At 70.5% G+C, this 16,971-nt stretch carries 17 protein-coding genes; 2 read left to right on the plus strand and 15 right to left on the minus strand.

Features of this window, described 5'->3' with window-relative positions; genetic code table 11:
• Nucleotides 1-22: 22 nt before the first annotated feature.
• The 8 genes from dapB to VFL28_12760 form a co-directional block, all read right to left on the minus strand.
• Nucleotides 23-829 (minus strand): 4-hydroxy-tetrahydrodipicolinate reductase, encoded by an 807-nt coding sequence (gene dapB, locus VFL28_12725; GenBank protein ID HET7265527.1) that lies wholly within the window; start codon nucleotides 827-829, stop codon nucleotides 23-25.
• Entirely contained in the window at nucleotides 816-2,108 is a 1,293-nt protein-coding gene (locus VFL28_12730; GenBank protein HET7265528.1) for a pitrilysin family protein, read from the minus strand. Before VFL28_12730 ends, dapB begins: the two co-directional genes overlap by 14 nt.
• A 52-nt stretch (nucleotides 2,109-2,160) precedes the next feature.
• Nucleotides 2,161-4,482, minus strand: coding sequence for a polyribonucleotide nucleotidyltransferase (locus tag VFL28_12735; protein HET7265529.1), 2,322 nt, complete (start codon nucleotides 4,480-4,482; stop codon nucleotides 2,161-2,163).
• An 87-nt stretch (nucleotides 4,483-4,569) separates the two neighbouring features.
• Entirely contained in the window at nucleotides 4,570-4,842 is a 273-nt protein-coding gene (gene rpsO / locus VFL28_12740) for a 30S ribosomal protein S15 (GenBank protein HET7265530.1), read from the minus strand.
• 155 nt (nucleotides 4,843-4,997) lie between these two features.
• Nucleotides 4,998-5,558 (minus strand): elongation factor P, encoded by a 561-nt coding sequence (gene efp / locus VFL28_12745; GenBank protein HET7265531.1) that lies wholly within the window; start codon nucleotides 5,556-5,558, stop codon nucleotides 4,998-5,000.
• A 104-nt stretch (nucleotides 5,559-5,662) separates the two neighbouring features.
• A complete protein-coding gene (locus tag VFL28_12750; GenBank protein ID HET7265532.1) occupies nucleotides 5,663-6,745 on the minus strand; it encodes a Xaa-Pro peptidase family protein in 1,083 nt (360 codons plus the stop codon).
• A complete protein-coding gene (locus VFL28_12755) occupies nucleotides 6,742-7,248 on the minus strand; it encodes a YqeG family HAD IIIA-type phosphatase (GenBank protein HET7265533.1) in 507 nt (168 codons plus the stop codon). The genes VFL28_12750 and VFL28_12755 overlap by 4 nt, the downstream gene beginning before the upstream one ends.
• 17 nt (nucleotides 7,249-7,265) lie before the next feature.
• Nucleotides 7,266-7,619 (minus strand): DUF1292 domain-containing protein, encoded by a 354-nt coding sequence (locus tag VFL28_12760; protein HET7265534.1) that lies wholly within the window; start codon nucleotides 7,617-7,619, stop codon nucleotides 7,266-7,268.
• Nucleotides 7,620-7,763: 144 nt separating this feature from the next.
• On the opposite strand from VFL28_12760, the gene VFL28_12765 reads away from it, so the two are divergent.
• Nucleotides 7,764-9,170 (plus strand): O-antigen ligase family protein, encoded by a 1,407-nt coding sequence (locus VFL28_12765; protein ID HET7265535.1) that lies wholly within the window; start codon nucleotides 7,764-7,766, stop codon nucleotides 9,168-9,170.
• Between the two features lie 165 nt (nucleotides 9,171-9,335).
• Here VFL28_12765 and VFL28_12770 read toward each other — a convergent pair whose 3' ends face one another.
• The gene (locus VFL28_12770; GenBank protein HET7265536.1) at nucleotides 9,336-10,076 is read right to left on the minus strand and encodes a prepilin peptidase; all 741 of its coding nucleotides are present in this window, start codon (nucleotides 10,074-10,076) and stop codon (nucleotides 9,336-9,338) included.
• A 223-nt stretch (nucleotides 10,077-10,299) separates the two neighbouring features.
• Here VFL28_12770 and VFL28_12775 point away from each other — a divergent pair, with 223 nt between their 5' ends.
• Nucleotides 10,300-11,031: a hypothetical protein gene (locus tag VFL28_12775; protein ID HET7265537.1), complete on the plus strand. Its 732-nt coding sequence runs from the start codon at nucleotides 10,300-10,302 to the stop codon at nucleotides 11,029-11,031.
• Nucleotides 11,032-11,172: 141 nt separating this feature from the next.
• On the opposite strand, the gene VFL28_12780 is transcribed toward VFL28_12775, so the two are convergent.
• From VFL28_12780 to pilM, 6 genes are read right to left on the minus strand one after another with little or no spacing between them, the layout of a single operon-like run.
• Entirely contained in the window at nucleotides 11,173-11,973 is an 801-nt protein-coding gene (locus VFL28_12780) for a lytic transglycosylase domain-containing protein (GenBank protein ID HET7265538.1), read from the minus strand.
• Between the two features lie 54 nt (nucleotides 11,974-12,027).
• The gene (locus VFL28_12785; GenBank protein ID HET7265539.1) at nucleotides 12,028-13,884 is read right to left on the minus strand and encodes an AMIN domain-containing protein; all 1,857 of its coding nucleotides are present in this window, start codon (nucleotides 13,882-13,884) and stop codon (nucleotides 12,028-12,030) included.
• The gene (locus VFL28_12790; GenBank protein HET7265540.1) at nucleotides 13,881-14,660 is read right to left on the minus strand and encodes a hypothetical protein; all 780 of its coding nucleotides are present in this window, start codon (nucleotides 14,658-14,660) and stop codon (nucleotides 13,881-13,883) included. Before VFL28_12790 ends, VFL28_12785 begins: the two co-directional genes overlap by 4 nt.
• Before the next feature lies 1 nt (nucleotide 14,661).
• Nucleotides 14,662-15,306, minus strand: a complete 645-nt coding sequence (pilO, locus tag VFL28_12795) for a type 4a pilus biogenesis protein PilO (GenBank protein ID HET7265541.1) — start codon at nucleotides 15,304-15,306, stop codon at nucleotides 14,662-14,664.
• A complete protein-coding gene (locus VFL28_12800; GenBank protein HET7265542.1) occupies nucleotides 15,303-15,890 on the minus strand; it encodes a PilN domain-containing protein in 588 nt (195 codons plus the stop codon). Before VFL28_12800 ends, pilO begins: the two co-directional genes overlap by 4 nt.
• Entirely contained in the window at nucleotides 15,887-16,945 is a 1,059-nt protein-coding gene (gene pilM, locus VFL28_12805; protein HET7265543.1) for a type IV pilus assembly protein PilM, read from the minus strand. Before pilM ends, VFL28_12800 begins: the two co-directional genes overlap by 4 nt.
• Between the last annotated feature and the right edge of the window lie 26 nt (nucleotides 16,946-16,971).

The raw sequence follows: 16,971 nt of genomic DNA on the forward strand, positions 1-16,971 counted from the left end.
GACACCTCCATTCGCCCGGTGCTCAGAGATCAAGCAGATGCTCGAGGCCCTCCACGAAGGTCCGGAGGGTCCCCGCCTTTTGGATCGCCAGCACCACCCCGGGCATGAAACAGTCCTCGCTCACGGAGTCGTGCCGAATCGAGAGCGTCTGCCCGGCGCCCCCGAAGAGCACCTCTTGGTGGGCGACCAGGCCGGGCAGCCGGACGCTGTGCACGTGGATTCCCTCGATCACCCCGCCGCGGGCGCCCGGGACCTGCTCGGTCTCCCGGACCGCCGGCGCGGGCGCCGGACCCCGCGCCGCCGCCACCAGGCGCGCCGTCCGCGCCGCCGTCCCCGACGGCGCGTCCCGCTTTCGATCGTGGTGAAGCTCCGTGATCTCGACGTGCGGGAAGAAGCGGGCCGCCCGCCCCGCGAACTCCATCATCAAGAGCGCCCCGACCGCGAAGTTCGGCGCGAGCAGCACCCCGGTCTCCTCCGCCGCGGCGCGCGCCGCAAGCAGCGCGAGAGCGTCCGCCGACAGGCCCGTCGCACCGATGATCGACGGCACGTGGTGGTCCAGCGCGACCTCGGCGTGCGCGGCCGCCGCGTCGCCGTGGCTGAAGTCGACGAGCACCGTCGGCCGCGCGGTGAGGAAGATCTGGCCGAGATCCGCGCCGACCTGCACGCCGATCGCGCCCGCGCCGGCGACGACGCCGGCATCCTGCCCGAGCGCGCTCGTCCGCCCAAGCGCGCCGACAAGCGTCATGTCGTCCCGCCGCGCGATCGTCCGCACCGCGGCCCGTCCCATCCGCCCCGCCGCGCCCGCCACGACGACCCTATGCATCGCCATCCTGCACCGCTCCCTCGAGGGCTTTTGTCAACTCTCGGTACTGGTCGAACGGCCCGACTGCCGCAAACGTGAACGCCGCCGGGTCGAGAACGGTGCCGGCGACGCGGCGCACGTCCGTCTCCGTCACTCCGTCCACGGCGGCGAGGATCTCGTCGAGCGTAAACTGGCGGCCGAAGTACTGCTCCGACCGCGCGAGCTTGGACATCCGGCTCCCCGGCGTCTCGAGGTCCAGCATCAGGCCGCCCTTGAGCGATTCCTTCGCGCGGGCGACGTCGTCTAACGGAAGCCCCCGGCGCGCCTCGGCGAGGATCCGGACGGTGAGCCGGACCACGTCCACGCACGTCCCCGGGCTCGTGCCCGCGTAGACCACGAAGGCGCCGGTGTCGCGATAGGCGGCGTGATAGGCGGAGATGGAGTAGGCGAGACCCCGCTCCTCGCGGATCTCCTGGAAGAGCCGGCTGCTCATGCCGCCGCCGAGCGCCGTCTCCAGCACCGCCATGACGTAGCGGTCGGGGTGGTTCTGCGGCAGGCCCGGCGCGCCGAGACACAGGTGGACCTGCTCGACGTCCTTGGTCCGGAACGCGGCCGCCCGCCGGGCGGCCGGCACGGTGAGCGCGGCCGGACGGGCCGCGCCGTTCCAGGCGCCGAGCGCGCGGCCGACACGACCGACGACCTCGTCGTGGTCCAGCTGACCGGCCGCGGCGACGAGCGACACGCCCGGCCGGTACCGCGCCTCCATGAACGCCCGCAGCTCGGACGGGCCCAGACCGCCGACGCTCGCCGCACTCCCCGCGACCGGCCACCCGAGCGGATGGCCCGGCCACAGCGCGGCCGCGAAAACGTCGTGCACGAGATCGTCTGGCGCGTCCTCGTAGCTCGCGATCTCCTCGAGGATCACCTGTCGCTCCCGGTCCATCGCCGCGGGCTCGAGCGCGGGGTGCAGCACCATGTCGGCGAGCACGCCGAGCGCCGCATCGAGGTGGTCGCTGAGCACGCGGAGGTAGAAGCACGTGTGCTCGCGGTCGGTGAACGCGTTGAGGTGCCCGCCGAGCGCGTCCATCTCCTGCGCGATCGCCAGCGCCGTGCGGCTCGTCGTGCCCTTGAACAGCGCGTGCTCGATGAAGTGCGACACGCCCATCGTGCGCGGATCCTCGTAGCGGGACCCCGCGTCGACCCAGACGCCGAGCGAGACCGTGCGCACGTTGGCCATCGGCTCCGTCACAACGACGAGGCCGTTCGGCAGCACGGCGCGGCGGTACAGCGCTCCGTCGACCGCCATTAACGAAGAAGCCTCCTTACGGAGGCTTCGCGCGCGACGGGGTACAAAGCGATCACGATCCTCCCGGCGCGCCGCCGTCGGACGGCTTTCGGTCGTGGCGCGGGCCGTCGTGCCGTGGCCCGCTGTGGCGCCGCCCGCCCCGCCGGTCGTGATCCCGCCCGCCCCGGTCGCCGCGGTCGTATCCGCCGCGCCGGTCCGTGCCGGACCGCTCCGCGTGCATCTCCTCGTTCTCCCCGCCTTCGCCGGACTGGCCCTCCGGGCGCGGCAGCAGCGCGCGGCGGGAGAGGTTCACCCGGCCGAGGTTGTCGATCTCCTTGACCTTCACTTCGATCTCGTCGCCAACCTTGACCGCGTCCTCGACGCGCGCCACCCGGTCGTGCGACAGCTCGGAGATGTGCACCAGGCCTTCCTTGCCCGGGAAGATCTCGACAAACGCGCCGAAGTTCATGAGGCGCGTCACGCGGCCCTTGTACACTTCGCCCGGCTTGGCCTCGCGCACGATGTCCTCGATCATGCGCTGCGCGCGGGCGGCCGCCTCGCCGTTCGCCGACGCGATCAGCACGCGGCCGTCCTGCTCGATGTCGATCTTGACGCCGGTCTCGGCCGTGATCTTGTTGATGATCTTGCCGCCGGGACCGATCACTTCGCGAATCCGCTCCGGGTTGATCATGATCGTCGTGATCCGCGGCGCGTAGGGCGAGAGATCCGCGCGCGGCTTCGGAATCGTCCGCTCGATGACGTCGAGGATCTGCAGCCGGGCGTCGCGTGCCTGCGCGAACGCGCGCTCAATGATCTCGCGGCTGAGCCCTTGGATTTTGATGTCGAGCTGCAGCGCGGTGACGCCGTCGCGGGTGCCGGCGACCTTGAAGTCCATGTCGCCCATCGCGTCTTCGATGCCCTGGATGTCCGTCAGCACGGCCGTCCGCCGATCGCCTTCCGGCCCGGTGATGAGGCCCATCGAGATGCCGCCCACCGGCTTGCGGATCGGCACGCCGGCGTCCATCAGAGACAGCGTGCTGCCGCAGACCGACGCCATCGACGTGGAACCGTTGCTCTCCAGCACGGTGGACACGAGCCGCATCGAGTACGGCCAGGCTTCCTCCGGCGGCAGCACGGGTTCGAGCGCGCGCTCGGCGAGCGCGCCGTGGCCGATCTCGCGGCGGCCCGGCGAGCGCATCGGCCGCGCCTCGCCAACGCTGTACGGCGGGAAATCGTAGTGGTGCATGTAGCGCTTCCGCTCGCGGGTACTGAGGTCATCGATGATCTGCTCGTCCTGCCCGGTCCCCAGCGTCACCGCGGTCAGGACCTGGGTCTGGCCGCGCCGGAAGAGCCCCGATCCGTGCGCGCGCGGCAGCAGGCCGACCTCCGCGGACAGCGGACGGATCTGGACCGTCGTCCGGCCATCGGTGCGCACGCCCTCGTCGAGGATCATGCGACGGACTTCGTTCTTGGTCAGCGCGTCAAGCGCTTCGCCGATTGCCTTGTGCTGACTCTGGAACTGTGCGGCCAGCGCCTCCTGCACGTCTCCCGCGACCTCGGCGACGGCCTGCTCGCGCGCGTGCTTGTCCGCCGACCGCAGCGCCTCGGCGAGGCGCGGTCCGGCGGCGGCGCGCACCGCGTCCACGATCTCCTTCGGGGGCGCCGCGAGCGCGGGCTCCATCTTCGGGTGCCCGGCCTGGCGGACCAGGTCGTTGATCGCCTCGATGATCCGGCGGATCTCCGTGTGTGCGAGGTCGAACGCCTCGAGGAGCCGCGCCTCCGGGACCTCGCGGGCGCCCGCCTCGACCATGGTGATCGCGTCGGCGGTGCCGGCGACCACGAGATCGAGGTCGGTCGTCTTCTCGTCGATCGCCGGGAGCGGCGGGTTCACGACAAGTTGCCCGTCGATCAGGCCCACGCGGACCGCCGCGATTGGACCGGCCCACGGGATGCGCGAGATCGCGAGCGCCGCGCCCGCGCCGACGACGGCGAGAATGTCGGGCGTGTTCTCCATGTCGGTGCTGAGCACCGTGGCGACGACCTGCACGTCGTTGCGGAAGCCCTTCGGAAACAGCGGCCGCAGCGGACGGTCCATGAGCCGCGCCGTCAGCGTGGCGCGCTCGCCCGGACGGCCCTCGCGCTTGAAGAAACCGCCGGGGATTTTCCCGGCGGCGAACATCTTCTCTTCGTAGTCGCAGGTCAGGGGGAAGAAATCGATCCCTTCTCGGGGCGCGGACGACATCGTAGCGGTGACAAGCACCATCGAGTCGCCGCACCGGACGACGACCGCGCCGTCGGCCTGGCGCGCGAGTTTCCCGGTCTCAATCGATACGGTCTTGCCCCCGACCTCCAACGATACCCGGCCGGTTCGTACGTCGGTCACTTCCGTTGCCATTCAAACCTCCTCATGGTACGCCCGCGGAAACGTCGGGACCGCCGGCCCGCTCTGCCGTCGCGGAGCGGTCCCGTCGGCCGGCGACGGCTAGCGTCGCAACCCGAGCTTTTCCACGATCGCGCGGTACCGCGCGAGGTCGTGGGTGCTGAGGTACGTCAGGAGCCGGCGCCGCTGCCCCACCATTTTGAGCAGGCCCCTGCGGGAGTGAAAGTCTTTTTGATGGACGCGCAGGTGCTCGCTGAGATGGTTGATCCGCTCGGTCAGTCTGGCGATCTGGACGTCCGGCGATCCGCTGTCGTTTGCGTGCCGCCGGAACTCGTCCACGGCGACCACGGTACCGCCCTCTGGCTCAGGGCTCATAAATGCTCCACCTCCGCGATGTCCTACGCGCGAGCCGGAACACCGCCGGAGCTACGCGTGTCCCCGCCGTCACGCGGTTGAATTGTAACATAGCCTGCCATGCGCGTCCAACGCGGCTGCGGCGCACGCGCCACGACAACGGCCTTCGCGGAAGTCTACCGCACCCGCTCGACGTAGCTCCCGGTGCGGGTGTCGACGCGGATCGTCTCGCCGGTCTCGACGAAGAGCGGCACGTTCACCACCGCGCCGGTCTCAAGCGTCGCCGGCTTGTTCCCGCCGCTTACGGTGTCGCCGCGTACCCCGGGGGCAGTTTCCACGATCTTGAGGTCGACGGAGTTGGGCAATTCCGCCGCGATCGGCGTGTCGCCGTGGAAGACGACCGTCACATCGAGGTTCTCCCGGAGGAACCGCACCGCATCCCCGAAGAGTCCGCGGCCCAGGGTCAACTGCTCGTAGCTGTTCTTGTCCATCACGACGTACTCGTCGCCCGTACTGTAGAGGTACTGCATGGTGCGCTTTTCGAGATAGACGAGCGGCACGCGCTCGCCCGCCCTGAACGTGCGTTCGGTAATCGACCCGGTCTTGGTGTTGCGAACCTTCGCCTTCACGTACGCCGGCCCGCGGCCGACCTTGACGTGCTGGGATTCAACGATCGCATAGAGGTCGCCGTCGAGCAGGACGTGCACGCCGGGGCGAAAGTCGTTCGAGGAGATCACGCTGGTTTCACCTTGTCCCGTCGGGCCCCGTAGTGGCGGGTCCGGAGGTATTTTCGCGTCTGACGCCCAGGCTGTCAACGCCGGAGGACGCGGGAGACGGCGCGTCAGACCGGCAGCGAAATCAATTCCTTCGAGAGGCGCGTCAGGACCCGCGGCGCCCGGTCTTCCACCACCACCGCGTCCTCGATCCGCACACCGCCCCACCCCGGCAGATAGATGCCGGGCTCGATCGTGACGACCATCCCCGCCTGCAGCACGGCATCGGCGCGCGGCGACACCGGCGGACCCTCGTGCACGTCGAGACCGATGCCGTGTCCCAGCGAGTGGCCGAATGCCTCGCCGAAACCGGCGGCGGCGATCACGGCGCGCGCGGCGGCGTCGACGTCACGGCACGCCACGCCCGCGCAGACCGCCTCGAGCCCGCGCCGCTGCGCGGCGAGCACCACGTCGTAGACCTCGCGCTGCCGGCCGTCGACCGGGCCGAGCGCCACGGTGCGGGTGCAGTCCGACACGTAACCATCGTACACCGCGCCGAAGTCGACCGTCACGAACTCGCCGCGCCGCATGACGCGGTCGGTGGCGCGGCCGTGCGGCAGCGCGCCCCGCGGGCCGCTGGCAAGCACGGTGTCGAACGCCAGCCGCTCCGCTCCGGCCCGCCGCATCGCGATCTCGAGTTCGAGCGCGGCGTCACGCTCCGTCATTCCGGGCCGGAGCGCGTTCAGCAGATGCTCAAAGGCCGCGTCGGCGATCTCGCCGGCCCGCGCGATCGCGGCGATCTCGGCGCCGTCCTTGATCCAGCGGATGCGGTCCACGTCGGCGAGCGGCACGAGCTCCGAGGGGGCGAAACGCTCGCGCAGCCGCTCGACCTGGGCGTACGGCATGAACTCGGATTCGAACCCGATGCGCGCCGGCGCCTGCGCCTTGACCGCTTCGGCGAGCGCCTTCGCGGGATCGGCCCCGCCGCGAATGACCCGGCACCCCGGCGCCTGCGCCTCCGCCTGCTCGTAGTAGCGAAAGTCGACGGCGAGGATCGCCTCCGACGACGTGACCACGACGAGCCCCGCGGATCCGGTGAAACCGGTGACGTAGCGCCGGTTTTCCGGCCGCCCGACGAGCAACGCGTCCGCCTGGACCCCGGTGAGGTACATCCGCGTCCGCGTCAGGTGGTCCGCGGCGGCCGTAATCACGCGCGCTTCCGCATGCGGGCGGCGATCAGCCGCTCCGCCAAGCGCGTGAAGCGGGTCAACACGAAGCCGCGGTCGGTCAGCGGATGCACGAGAATGGTATAGAGGCCGAGCCGGTTGCCGCCCAGGATATCCGTGAGCCGTTGATCGCCGACGAGCGCCGTCGTCTCCGGTGAGGTGCTCATAATCTCGATCGCCCGACGCAGCGGTCCGCGACGCGGCTTCCACGCCATCAAGGTGGCGGGCACGATCGGAAGGTCCAGGGCGGCGGCAAGACGCGCGACCCGGCTGCCGATGTTATTGCTCACGATGCACAGGCGCAGCCCGACGGCTCGCGCCGCCGCGATCCAGGGACCGAGCGCCTGGGGCACGTCCCACGCGCCCCACGGCACGATGGTGTTGTCGAGATCGAGGATCACGCCGCGGATACCGCGGGCGCGCAGCGCGGTGGGGTCAATCGCGTAGATCGAATCGGCCTCGGCGTCCGGCCGCAGCCACCGCCCCACACCGCGCCCCGCGACCGTCAGTGGGACTGACTGCTGTCGCGGTCGCCCGGCGGCAGATCGGCGCCGTTGGAGGAGTTGGGCGCCGCCTCGCCGGCGCCGTTCGCGTCGGACGGACCGGCCTCGCCGTCGCCGCTGTCTCCCTCGGCTTCGAAGGCCGCGCGGACGCGCTCGAACTCCGCGTCGTCCTCGATCGTGACGAGCGAGTCGCCTTCCATCCGGAAGATGACGGCGGTGTCGGGCTCTTCGCCGGCTTCGAGCGGCTGGAGGATCGCGTAACGCTGATCGCTGACTTCCAGGACGTCCACGATGCCGAACTCGTGCTCGACGCCTTCCTCGTCCAGTAGGGTGATTACGTCCTCGTTCTCGCCCACCCGGGGCCTCCCGGACCTCGATGTACGTGTGTCCCGCGGAGAGCATCACGGGGCAACCAGAGGATAGCATCCGCGCCGAACGAGTGTCAACGCGGCGGCGCGGACTTGCCGCGCCGGCCGGGCCTCATTTATCATGAGTGCCGCATGGAACGGCAGACCTCGATCACGTCCGCTCTCGATGCCGGCGACCGCGCGCATCGCTCGCCGGCCGGCCGCGAATGCCGGCCGCCGGCGACAGGCGGCGCGCCCGCCGCGGCACCGTCGCAAGCGTTCGCCCGGCGCGCTCTGGTCATGGCGCTGGTGCTGTGCGCGGCCGGCGTGCCGATGCTGCCCACCAATCCGATGAAAGTCGCCGGCACGCTCCTCGCGGGGTGCGTGCTCCTGATCGGCGGATGCGTCGCCCTCCGCTCGGGCGAATCGCTTCGACGCTCGCCGCTCGATGCCCCGGTCGTGATTTTCGGTGCGCTGGCGGTGCTCGCAACCGTGCTGGGGGTACATCCGCGCGCGAGCTTCCTGCCCAGTCCCGCCCGCGGCGACGGTCTGCTCGACTACTTCGTCTTTCTGCCGATGGCGCTCGGCGCCGCGCGGCTGTCGGGCCTTGAGGTCCGCGAGGTCCTCGCCGTCCTGCTGGGCGCCGGAGCGCTCATCGGCGCGGCGGGCGCCGGTCAATTCTACGGCTTCGACGCCACGCGATGGATCGGGAACGCGCCCTTCGATTACGGGTTCCGCAGTTGGGGCACGCTCGCGAATCCGGACTTTCTCGGGGGCTATGCCGCGTTGGTGCTGCCGATCGGGCTCGCAATCGCGGCGGGCGCTCACGAACTCCACCGGCGGCGGTGGGCCGCGGCGGCCAGCATCTTACTCTATGCCGCGCTTGTCGGGTCGCAGACGCGGTCGGCGTGGGCGGCCTCCGGACTTGCCACCGTCATCCTGCTGTCCCGGCTCCCGCGGTCCGCGCAGGTGTACCGGCGGCTGGCGCTCCTCGGCCTTGCCTTTGCCGCGATCACGACGATCATGACGGCCACCCAGCCCGATGTCTCGCTCGGCGCCCGCGCGCGATCGGCGGCCAACCCCCTAGACAGCTCGATGCAGGGGAAACTGTGGATCTGGCGGCACGTCCTTCCGATGATTCGGGAGCGACCCGTCCTCGGCTGGGGATTCTCAGCCGTCGCCGGGCATCTTCCCGGGATCGGCGCGCCCGACTACCACCGCGTATTCGGCGACGCCAGCGTCCTGATCGACGTCGCCCACAACGACATCCTGCAAGTTGCGGTCAACATGGGACTCGCCGGGCTCGCGGCCTATCTGTGGATTTGGGCGGTCGCGCTGGGCGCGGCCCGCAGCGCGGCGCGCAGGCCGGCGTCTTCGCTCGGGGCAGAAGCGGCCGGGGTCTTCGCGGGTCTTGCCGCGTATGCCGTCTGGCTCCAGTTCCTGTGGAGCCATATCGGAAACGCCAATGTCTTTTGGGTATTGACCGGCATCGCAGTCGCGCTGAGCCGCCTGGAGGCGCCGGCCTTAACGGAGGGTGAATATGTACGCGGCCCTGAGTAAGCGAGTGCGCCGGGAGCCGGGCTTTACAATCATCGAACTCATCGTAGTGCTCATCCTCATCGGTCTCGTCATCACCGCGGCGATGTGGCTCGCGCGGCACTATCTCCGTCGCCCCGTCCGCCAGGGAGACGCGCCGGGCCGACATCTCGGCGCGGCAATGTCCCGTCAGAACATCGTCGACAGGTACCAATGCACGATCGCGTTCGACCCAAACACCGCGATCATTGCACCGGTCGCCATCGCGGGTCCGAACGGGATCGAGTCCTTCCGGCCCCGCAGGCGCAGAGCCAGGAGCAGCAGCCCGGCCACCCCGCCGAGCGCAACCGCGAGAAACAGCGCGACGATCACCGCCGGCGACCCGAGGAACGCGCCGATCATCGCGGCGAGCTTGGTGTCTCCCCCGCCCATGCCCCCGCGACTCAGGACGCCGAGAAGGAGAAACGCCAGCCCGGCGGCCGCCCCTGCGGCGACCGAAACGGCCAACTGGCCGGACGCGGCGCTGAGGACGAGTCCGACCAAGATCCCCGGATAGGTCACGGCGTTCGGGATGATCTGATGCTCGAGATCCGTGAAGAAGATGACGAGCAGCGCGAACGCCAGCACGCCGTATCGCAAGGCGGCCAGCGACAGGCCAAACCGCCAGACGACCCCCGCGATGAGCGCTCCCGTGGCGATTTCGACGATGAGATAGCGCGGCGAGATCCGCGCTCCGCAGGCCCGGCAGCGTCCGCGGAGCAGCAGGTAACTGACGACCGGAACGTTGTCCCACGGGCGAATCGGCGCGCCGCACGACGGACAGCACGAACCGGGAGCGACGATCGACTGCCGGCGAGGAAGCCGGTGAATGAGCACGTTGGCAAAACTGCCGAAGATCGCGCCGAAGACGAAGGCGATCGCTTCAGCCACCGGCGCGCCCTTCGCGGCTCCCCGGTGCGCCGCCGGGGCCGTCCCGCCGCGACGTCAGGGTATCCCGGATCATGCGTTCGCGTATTCGCGTGCCGGGCAAGTTTCCCTGTCGCGAACGCCCCCGGCGCCCGCCCTCGCGCACCCGAACGACTGGTCTAACCGCGGTGGATCCGGGGCATGTTGGCCCATGAAGGGCGAAACCCGGGTTACGGGGGGTAACTGCATGCGACAGCGGATTCTGCTCGTTCTGGTCGTCTTCGTCGCCATCATTCCGCTTGCTACCGGGCACGCATGGCGGCCTGCCGTGGGCGCGTCGTCGGTGGTCCCCGGACAAGCGCTTGCGGATATCCAGCTTGGCGCGCCGATCGGCGATGTTCTGAACCGGTTCGGCACGCCGTCCGCCGTCCGGCTGACCGGCAGCGATGGACTCCTGGGCTACGGTTTCGACCGCTACGGCATCACGGTGTACGCGCACGGCGACACCGTGCAGGCCGTGTCCACGACCAACAGCGTGATCGGCGGCGTCAACGGGATCGCGCTGGGCACCCCGCTAACCGCGGTCGTCCGCGACCTCGGCCAGACCTACGCACACGGCGTGGTGGAGGGCTATCCGGGGGTCGTGTACACGGACGCCGGCGTCGCGTTCGGCATCGATCACGACTCGGTGGCCGCGATTCTCGTCTTCAGGCCGGCCACCGCTATGCCGGGCCAGCCGACGACGCCGGCCGGACCCGTTACCTCGCACGCCGCACCGCCTGCCGCGAGCCCGGCGACGTCGTCCGGCTCCGCCGGGCTGCCCGACGTCAGCCACCTGCGAGCATACACCGTCGAGACGCACTTTCTCTCACTCTCGGGGTACCTACGCTATCTCGTGCATGACAGCTCGAAGAAGTGGATGACCAACGCGGACACCGACCGGCTCATGCGGCAGGCGGGGGATTCCGGACAGCCGTAGCCAGGACTAAGTAGACCGCACTCGTCCGCGGCCCCGCGTTCCCGGCGACATCGCCGGAACGCGGGGCCGTGCGTTATGCCTTTGCTCGGGTGCGCCGCCGCTGTCTTTCAGAGAATGAAAGGGGCCGGCCCTGCGGCGCGGTTAAGTGAGACCGTCGGCGACCCACAGGACCGCCCAGACGTACCACTGCGTCTCCGCGTAAGGCGGGATCCCGCCCCATCGCCGTACGGCGCCGCTCCCGGCATTATACGCTGCGAGCGTCAGCGGCCAGCTGCCCAGTTCGCTGTAGTCCTCGCGCAGCAGTCGCGCCGCGCCGAGGACGTTCTGCCACGGATCGCGGGGATTGACGCCGAGGCCGGCGGCCGTGTCCGGCATGAGCTGGCCGAGACCTTCGGCGCCGGCGGATGAAATCGATTGATGCTCGAACCGGCTCTCGATGTAGAGGACGGCGGCCAGAATCCGGCCGTCGATGCCCTCGTTGTGCGAGGCCGTGCGGATGGCGTTTGCGACCCAGAGGGCCTGCCCCCACGACAGCCGCGGATTCGAGGAACGCACGAATTGCGCCAAGCCCTCGAGTGTGCCGGTCTGCCAGCGCGGCCGCCCGGTGTCGATGCCCAATCGAGCGAGCCACGCTTCCGCGTACCCGGCCTCGGCCATCGTCGGGTGCCGCAGCAGCGCGGCCTGAAACCAACGCTGCGCCGTGGCGCGATCGCCGCGCGCCACCAACACGGCGCCGAGCCACACGGCCGGCGTCGCGGACTCGGGCGCGGCGGCCGCCGCGCGCGCAAACGCGGTCTCGGCGCCCGCCATATCCCCGGCCCGGTAGGCGCGCCACCCCGCGTCGAGGAACCCACGCGGATCCGCGGCGCCGGCGGGAGCCGCCGCGGCGAGGGCGACGGCCGCCGCCAGCAACGCATACACCACCCGGACCCAGATGCTCATCACGTCAAACGCTCCGGTGCGCGCGCCGCGTCCGGCGGCGCGCGGTGCGTACCGCTAGGGCTGCGGCACCGGCTGCCCCGTCGACACGATGCGCGGGGTCAGAACGATTACGACCTCGGATTCGGTGTGGTTGACGGTCGCGAACCGGAACAGCTGGCCGAGGAACGGCAGGTCGCCGAGCAGCGGTATCTTCTGGAGGTTCTTGACGTCGGAGTACCGCATCAACCCGCCGAGAATGACGGAGTCGCCGTCCGAGACGCGCAGGCTCGTCACCGCCTCACGGGTCGCGATGATCGGGAGCCCGTTCGGGTTTGAGCTCGTCGCGGGCGTGAACGACGTCGCCGTGGTGACGAGCGGGTGTGTCAGCACGTTGATCGTGCGGTCGGAATTGATCTTCGGCACGATTTTCAGTGTCACCCCGATCGGCTGAAACGTCACCGTTTGGCTCGTCACGGGCGGGTTGCCGGCCGTCGTGGTGTTGACGATCGGAATCTGGTCGCCGGCGAAAATCAGGGCCTCCTGGCCGTCGAACGTCGCGAGGCGCGGATCGCTCAGCACCTTCGCGTTGCCGATCGTGATGAGAGCGGTGAGCTTGGCCGCCAGCGCGTCGCGCGTGATCGCGCCGATTCCGAACTGCCCCGGCACGGGCGGCGCCTCCGTGAAATTGACGCCGTTCGCGATAGACCATTGGATGCCGAGGTTCTTGAGCGACGTCGCGGTGATGTCCACCACGAGAGCCTGGACGACCACCTGCGGGACCGGCACATCGAGCTGCCGCAGCAGCGCGACCACCGCGTCCTGCTGGGCCGGCGTGCCGGTCACGATCAGCGAATTCAACCGGTCGTCGTAGGCGATCTGCGCTCCGGTTCCGGCAAACAGCGCCGTGATGGCGGCGACGTCTTTCTTGAGAGGTCCGGCCCCGCCGGTGAGCGTGGCGCCGGTGCCGGCGCCGCCGACGAGGGCTTCCTGCTGGGCGATCGGCGGCTGCAGATACTGGAGACGGTAGACCCGCATCACCGGGCCGGGCGGAGGCGGCGTGAGCTTGGCGATGGGCTGCACGATCAGCGTCTCGCCGACGCGCCGGTAGCCGAGGCCATTCGCGTCCAGTACGAAGCGCATCGCCTCGTCACACGTGACCCCGACGAGGTGCACGGTGACGCGCGCGCCGCTCGCCGACGCGTCCGTGACGACGTTGAAGCTGCACAAACGGGCGAGCGCGTCCAATACGTCGCCGAGCAGCGCGTCGCGCAGATCCAGGGTCAGGAGCCGTGCCGTCCCGCCGGCTTGGGCGACGACGATGCCGGGCACACCCGCCGGCGGCGCGGCCCGCACGTTTACGCTCGGGGCGGCGGCACCGCCGTCCGGCGCGGGCGCGCCCCATGGACGTTCAGGAGCGGGCGGCGCGGAGGCAAGCGCGGCCGCCGGCGCGGCCGGATCGGCGCTCCACGGGCTGGCGGCGGGTCCATGGGCCTCGGGGACGGCGAGGCGCGCGATCACCATCTGCGGCGTCACGCGCCGCATCGACCACTGCACCGGTTTGGCCAGGTCGATCACGATCCGCGTCACCGGCGGCATGTCCGTGAGCTGACCGACCCGCACGGACTGAAGCGCGCCGACGTCGAACCGGCGTGTCGCCCAGTTGAGGCCGTTTCGGGCCGAGGGCAGATCGACGACGTACCGAACGGGATCCCCGATGACCGTCGTCCGGTAATCTACGGGTCCGGTCGCCTCGATGGCGATTTCCACGGCGCCGGCCTCCTCCACGACGTTCACTCGCTGCACGGTGACGGCCGCCGAGGTTTGAGCCAGGGCCCCGACCGGGAGCGCGGCGCACACCAGCGCCAAGACGACCGCCCACGACGCGGCGTGCGGCACGAACCTCGATCCGGAAGTCACTGCTACCCGACTCATCGACTCGTCCCCCCTCCAAGCGCGAGCTGCCACGATTGATTCTGTGACGTAAGCGTCACCGTGCGATTTCCGGCGTCGATGGCGACGACCCGGACGTCGGCCGTGACGATATCTCCAGGTGCCACGATGTAGGAGCCGGCCCCGTCGGTGAGAATCGCGACCGCGGCCGCGCCGTCGACGATGCCCGTGAGCTGAAGCTGCCCCCTCGGGTTTGGAACGGCCGGCATTCCCGGACCGGGCGGAGCGGACGCCGACGGGCCGAGCATTCCTGGCGCGAGCGGCGGGACCGGCGGCAGGGGCGGGTTGGAGGCCGCAGCCGGCGAACCACTGCCCGCCGTCGCGAGGGGCGAGAACGGGTCGGGCCGGCCGGTGGCCGGCGAGGGACGGCCGGCAACCGGCTGCGAGCCGGATGGAGCGGCCGCGGCAGCCTGGCCCCCAGGCGCCGCGCCTGCGGCGGCGGTCGCACCGCCGGTTGTCGTGCCGGCGGGTGCTGCCGCGCCGGAGGACGAAGGCTCGCCCGGCAGCGCCGGTGCCGCCACGCCGGTGAGATGCCCCGCCGCGCGCAGCGCGGCGCCCGCCGAAGGACCGGCGGCGGTGCCGGACGGAGTCCCCGCCGGCGCGGACGGCGCGGTAGGCCGCTCGGCGGCCGGCGTCGCCGCCGGACCGCCTGAAGCAAACCCCGCGTAGATCTCCCAGGCCGCTACCGCGGCCAGCGCGACCGCGATCACCGCGGCCACGACACGATGTTGATTTGCGTACTCCCGAAGGCGCTTCACGTTAATGCGCATCTCCCACCTGCCCGGACGGCGTTCCGGTCGTGTAGATTTCCGCTCTGATCGTGACCCCGAGTTGCGGGAACTTCTGCGGCGTAAGAGCGATCGCGTCCACGATGACCAGCCGCGGAAAATTCCGCAGACCTCTTAGGTACTCGACCGTCTGCGCGAAGGTACCTTGAATGCTGAGATCCACGGGCATCGACGAGTACGGTACTTGGCGCGCCGTGGTGCTGCCTTGTGCCGCGCTACCGGCCTGCCCCGCGCCGGCGCCCGGCTTCTGGGCCTGCCCGCTCGAGGAGGGAGCGCCCACGGCGGTGAGCGGCCCGGGGCGGATACTCTGGAACACTACTCCGACCTTCCCGGTATAGCGTTCCATCGACGTGAGGAGCGCCGGAATCTCCTTCTGCTGCGGCAGTTTCTGCTCGACCGTGGCGATGTAGCTCCGCAGGCGCTCGTACTCCGCCCGGGCCTGCTCGGCGCGCGCCACGATGCGCTCGTCCCGGGCCAGCTCGTCGGCCGCCGCATCGCGGGCGGCGACCAGCGTCGCGTGCTCCGCCTCCTTCGGATCGTAAATCAGATACTTGAAGACGATCGCGCCGAGAAGCACTACGGCGACGATCAACATGACGCGTTCGCGGCGACTCATCGGGACGACTCCTGTGCGGCCGGCGTCGCCCGTGCCACCGGCACCGGCAGCGGGCGCATCTTGAGCGACAATCCGAACTGCACCACCGGGGTCCCGCCGGTCACCGACCGCTGGGCGGCCTGCAGATCCACATCGCTGTAGAATCGCGAGCCGGTGAGCGCGGTCATGAACCGGGCCACGGCATCGTACGAAAGACCCGACCCCTGCAGCGACAGCCCTGTGGCCGTGCTGCCGCTCACCGAGGCGTTGGCGAGCCACGCATCGTGGGGCGTACGGTCGGCTAGGTCGACCAGCATCTCGGCCCAGGGGACCTCTCTCGCCTCGAGCGACTTGAGAAGCGTCTCCCGCGCCTTGAGATCCTCGATCTTGACCTCCAGCGCGAGCACCTCGGCGACCTGACGGCGCACGGTGATCAGTTTTTGATTGATCTGCGCGGTCTCGGCGGCGACCCGATTGTTGCGCCACGTCTCCCAGGCGTACGACGCGGCAAGCGCCCCGATCACGAAGAGGGCCACCAGGACGACCCCGGACTCGGGGATGAAGCGCCGCCGGCGCCGCTGCGGCAGAAGATTGATGCGGATCATGACTCCACCACCCCGCGGCGCGCCAAGCCGGCCGCGACCGCGTAGGCTGGAGCGGACTGCGACGCCGCGCCTTGCGGCAGCCCGCCGAGATCCGCGAAGGGATCCCCGAGCTCTACCTGCACGTCCAGCGCGGACGTCAGCGACGTCGTAACACCCGGCAGCCCGGCTCCCCCGCCGGTGACGACGATGCGGGCCGGAGCCGCCGCACGATAGCGGCCGCCGTAGTACTCGAGCGACCGCCGGATCTCCGTCACGAGCGGCGCGAGGCTGTCGTCCAGCGCCTCCCGCAACCCGGGCACCCCGTCGCCGGTCCCGCCGGCCGCGATCCGGGCCCGCAACCCATCCGCGGTCTCCCCGTCGGCTCCGACCCGCGACGCCGCGGCTTCCAGCAGCTGCGTCGTGCCGAAGGCCACCGTCCGGATGACCCGGGGGACCTCGCCTTCGGCCACGAGGATCATCGTCACGCTCGAACCCAGATGGATGCAGGCCGTGACTTGGTCCGCGGCCGCGCGGCTCGCCACCGCGCGCACGACCGCGAGCGGCTCGACTTCCAACACGGCGGGCTCGAGCCCCGCCGCCTGGAGCGCGCCGGCATGCTGCTTCAGCACGTCGGTCCGCGCCGCGACGACGAGCACATCCGTCTTGGTGGCACCGCCGTCGGCTTGTTCGCCGACGACGACCGTGTCGAACGTCACCTCCGCGATCGGATACGGCAGGTAGCGCTCCACCTCGAAGCGAGCGGCCTGCCGCATCTCCTCGGCGGGCAGCTGCGGCATGCGCACCTCCCGCATCAGCGCGACCTGGCCGTTCACCGCGGCGACGGCCCGTCGGGTCCGGATGCCCGCGCCCTGGACCAGCTCGCGCAGCGCCCGGCCGACGGCCGGCACGTTCGTAATCCGGCCCTCCTCGATCGCCCCCTCCGGCGTCGGGATGGACGCCGCGACGCGCGCGGCGCCGCCGTTGCCGTTGCCCCCCGATCCGTCGCCGGCGAGCTCGACGATCTTGATCGCGGCGCTGCCGATATCGACTCCTACCGCCCCACCGTGTCGTGCCATCTCCTCACGTCCCCTTCCGGTCTCGT

This window comes from bacterium (genome assembly GCA_035691305.1).
In the GTDB taxonomy this organism is placed as follows: domain Bacteria; phylum Sysuimicrobiota; class Sysuimicrobiia; order Sysuimicrobiales; family Segetimicrobiaceae; genus DASSJF01.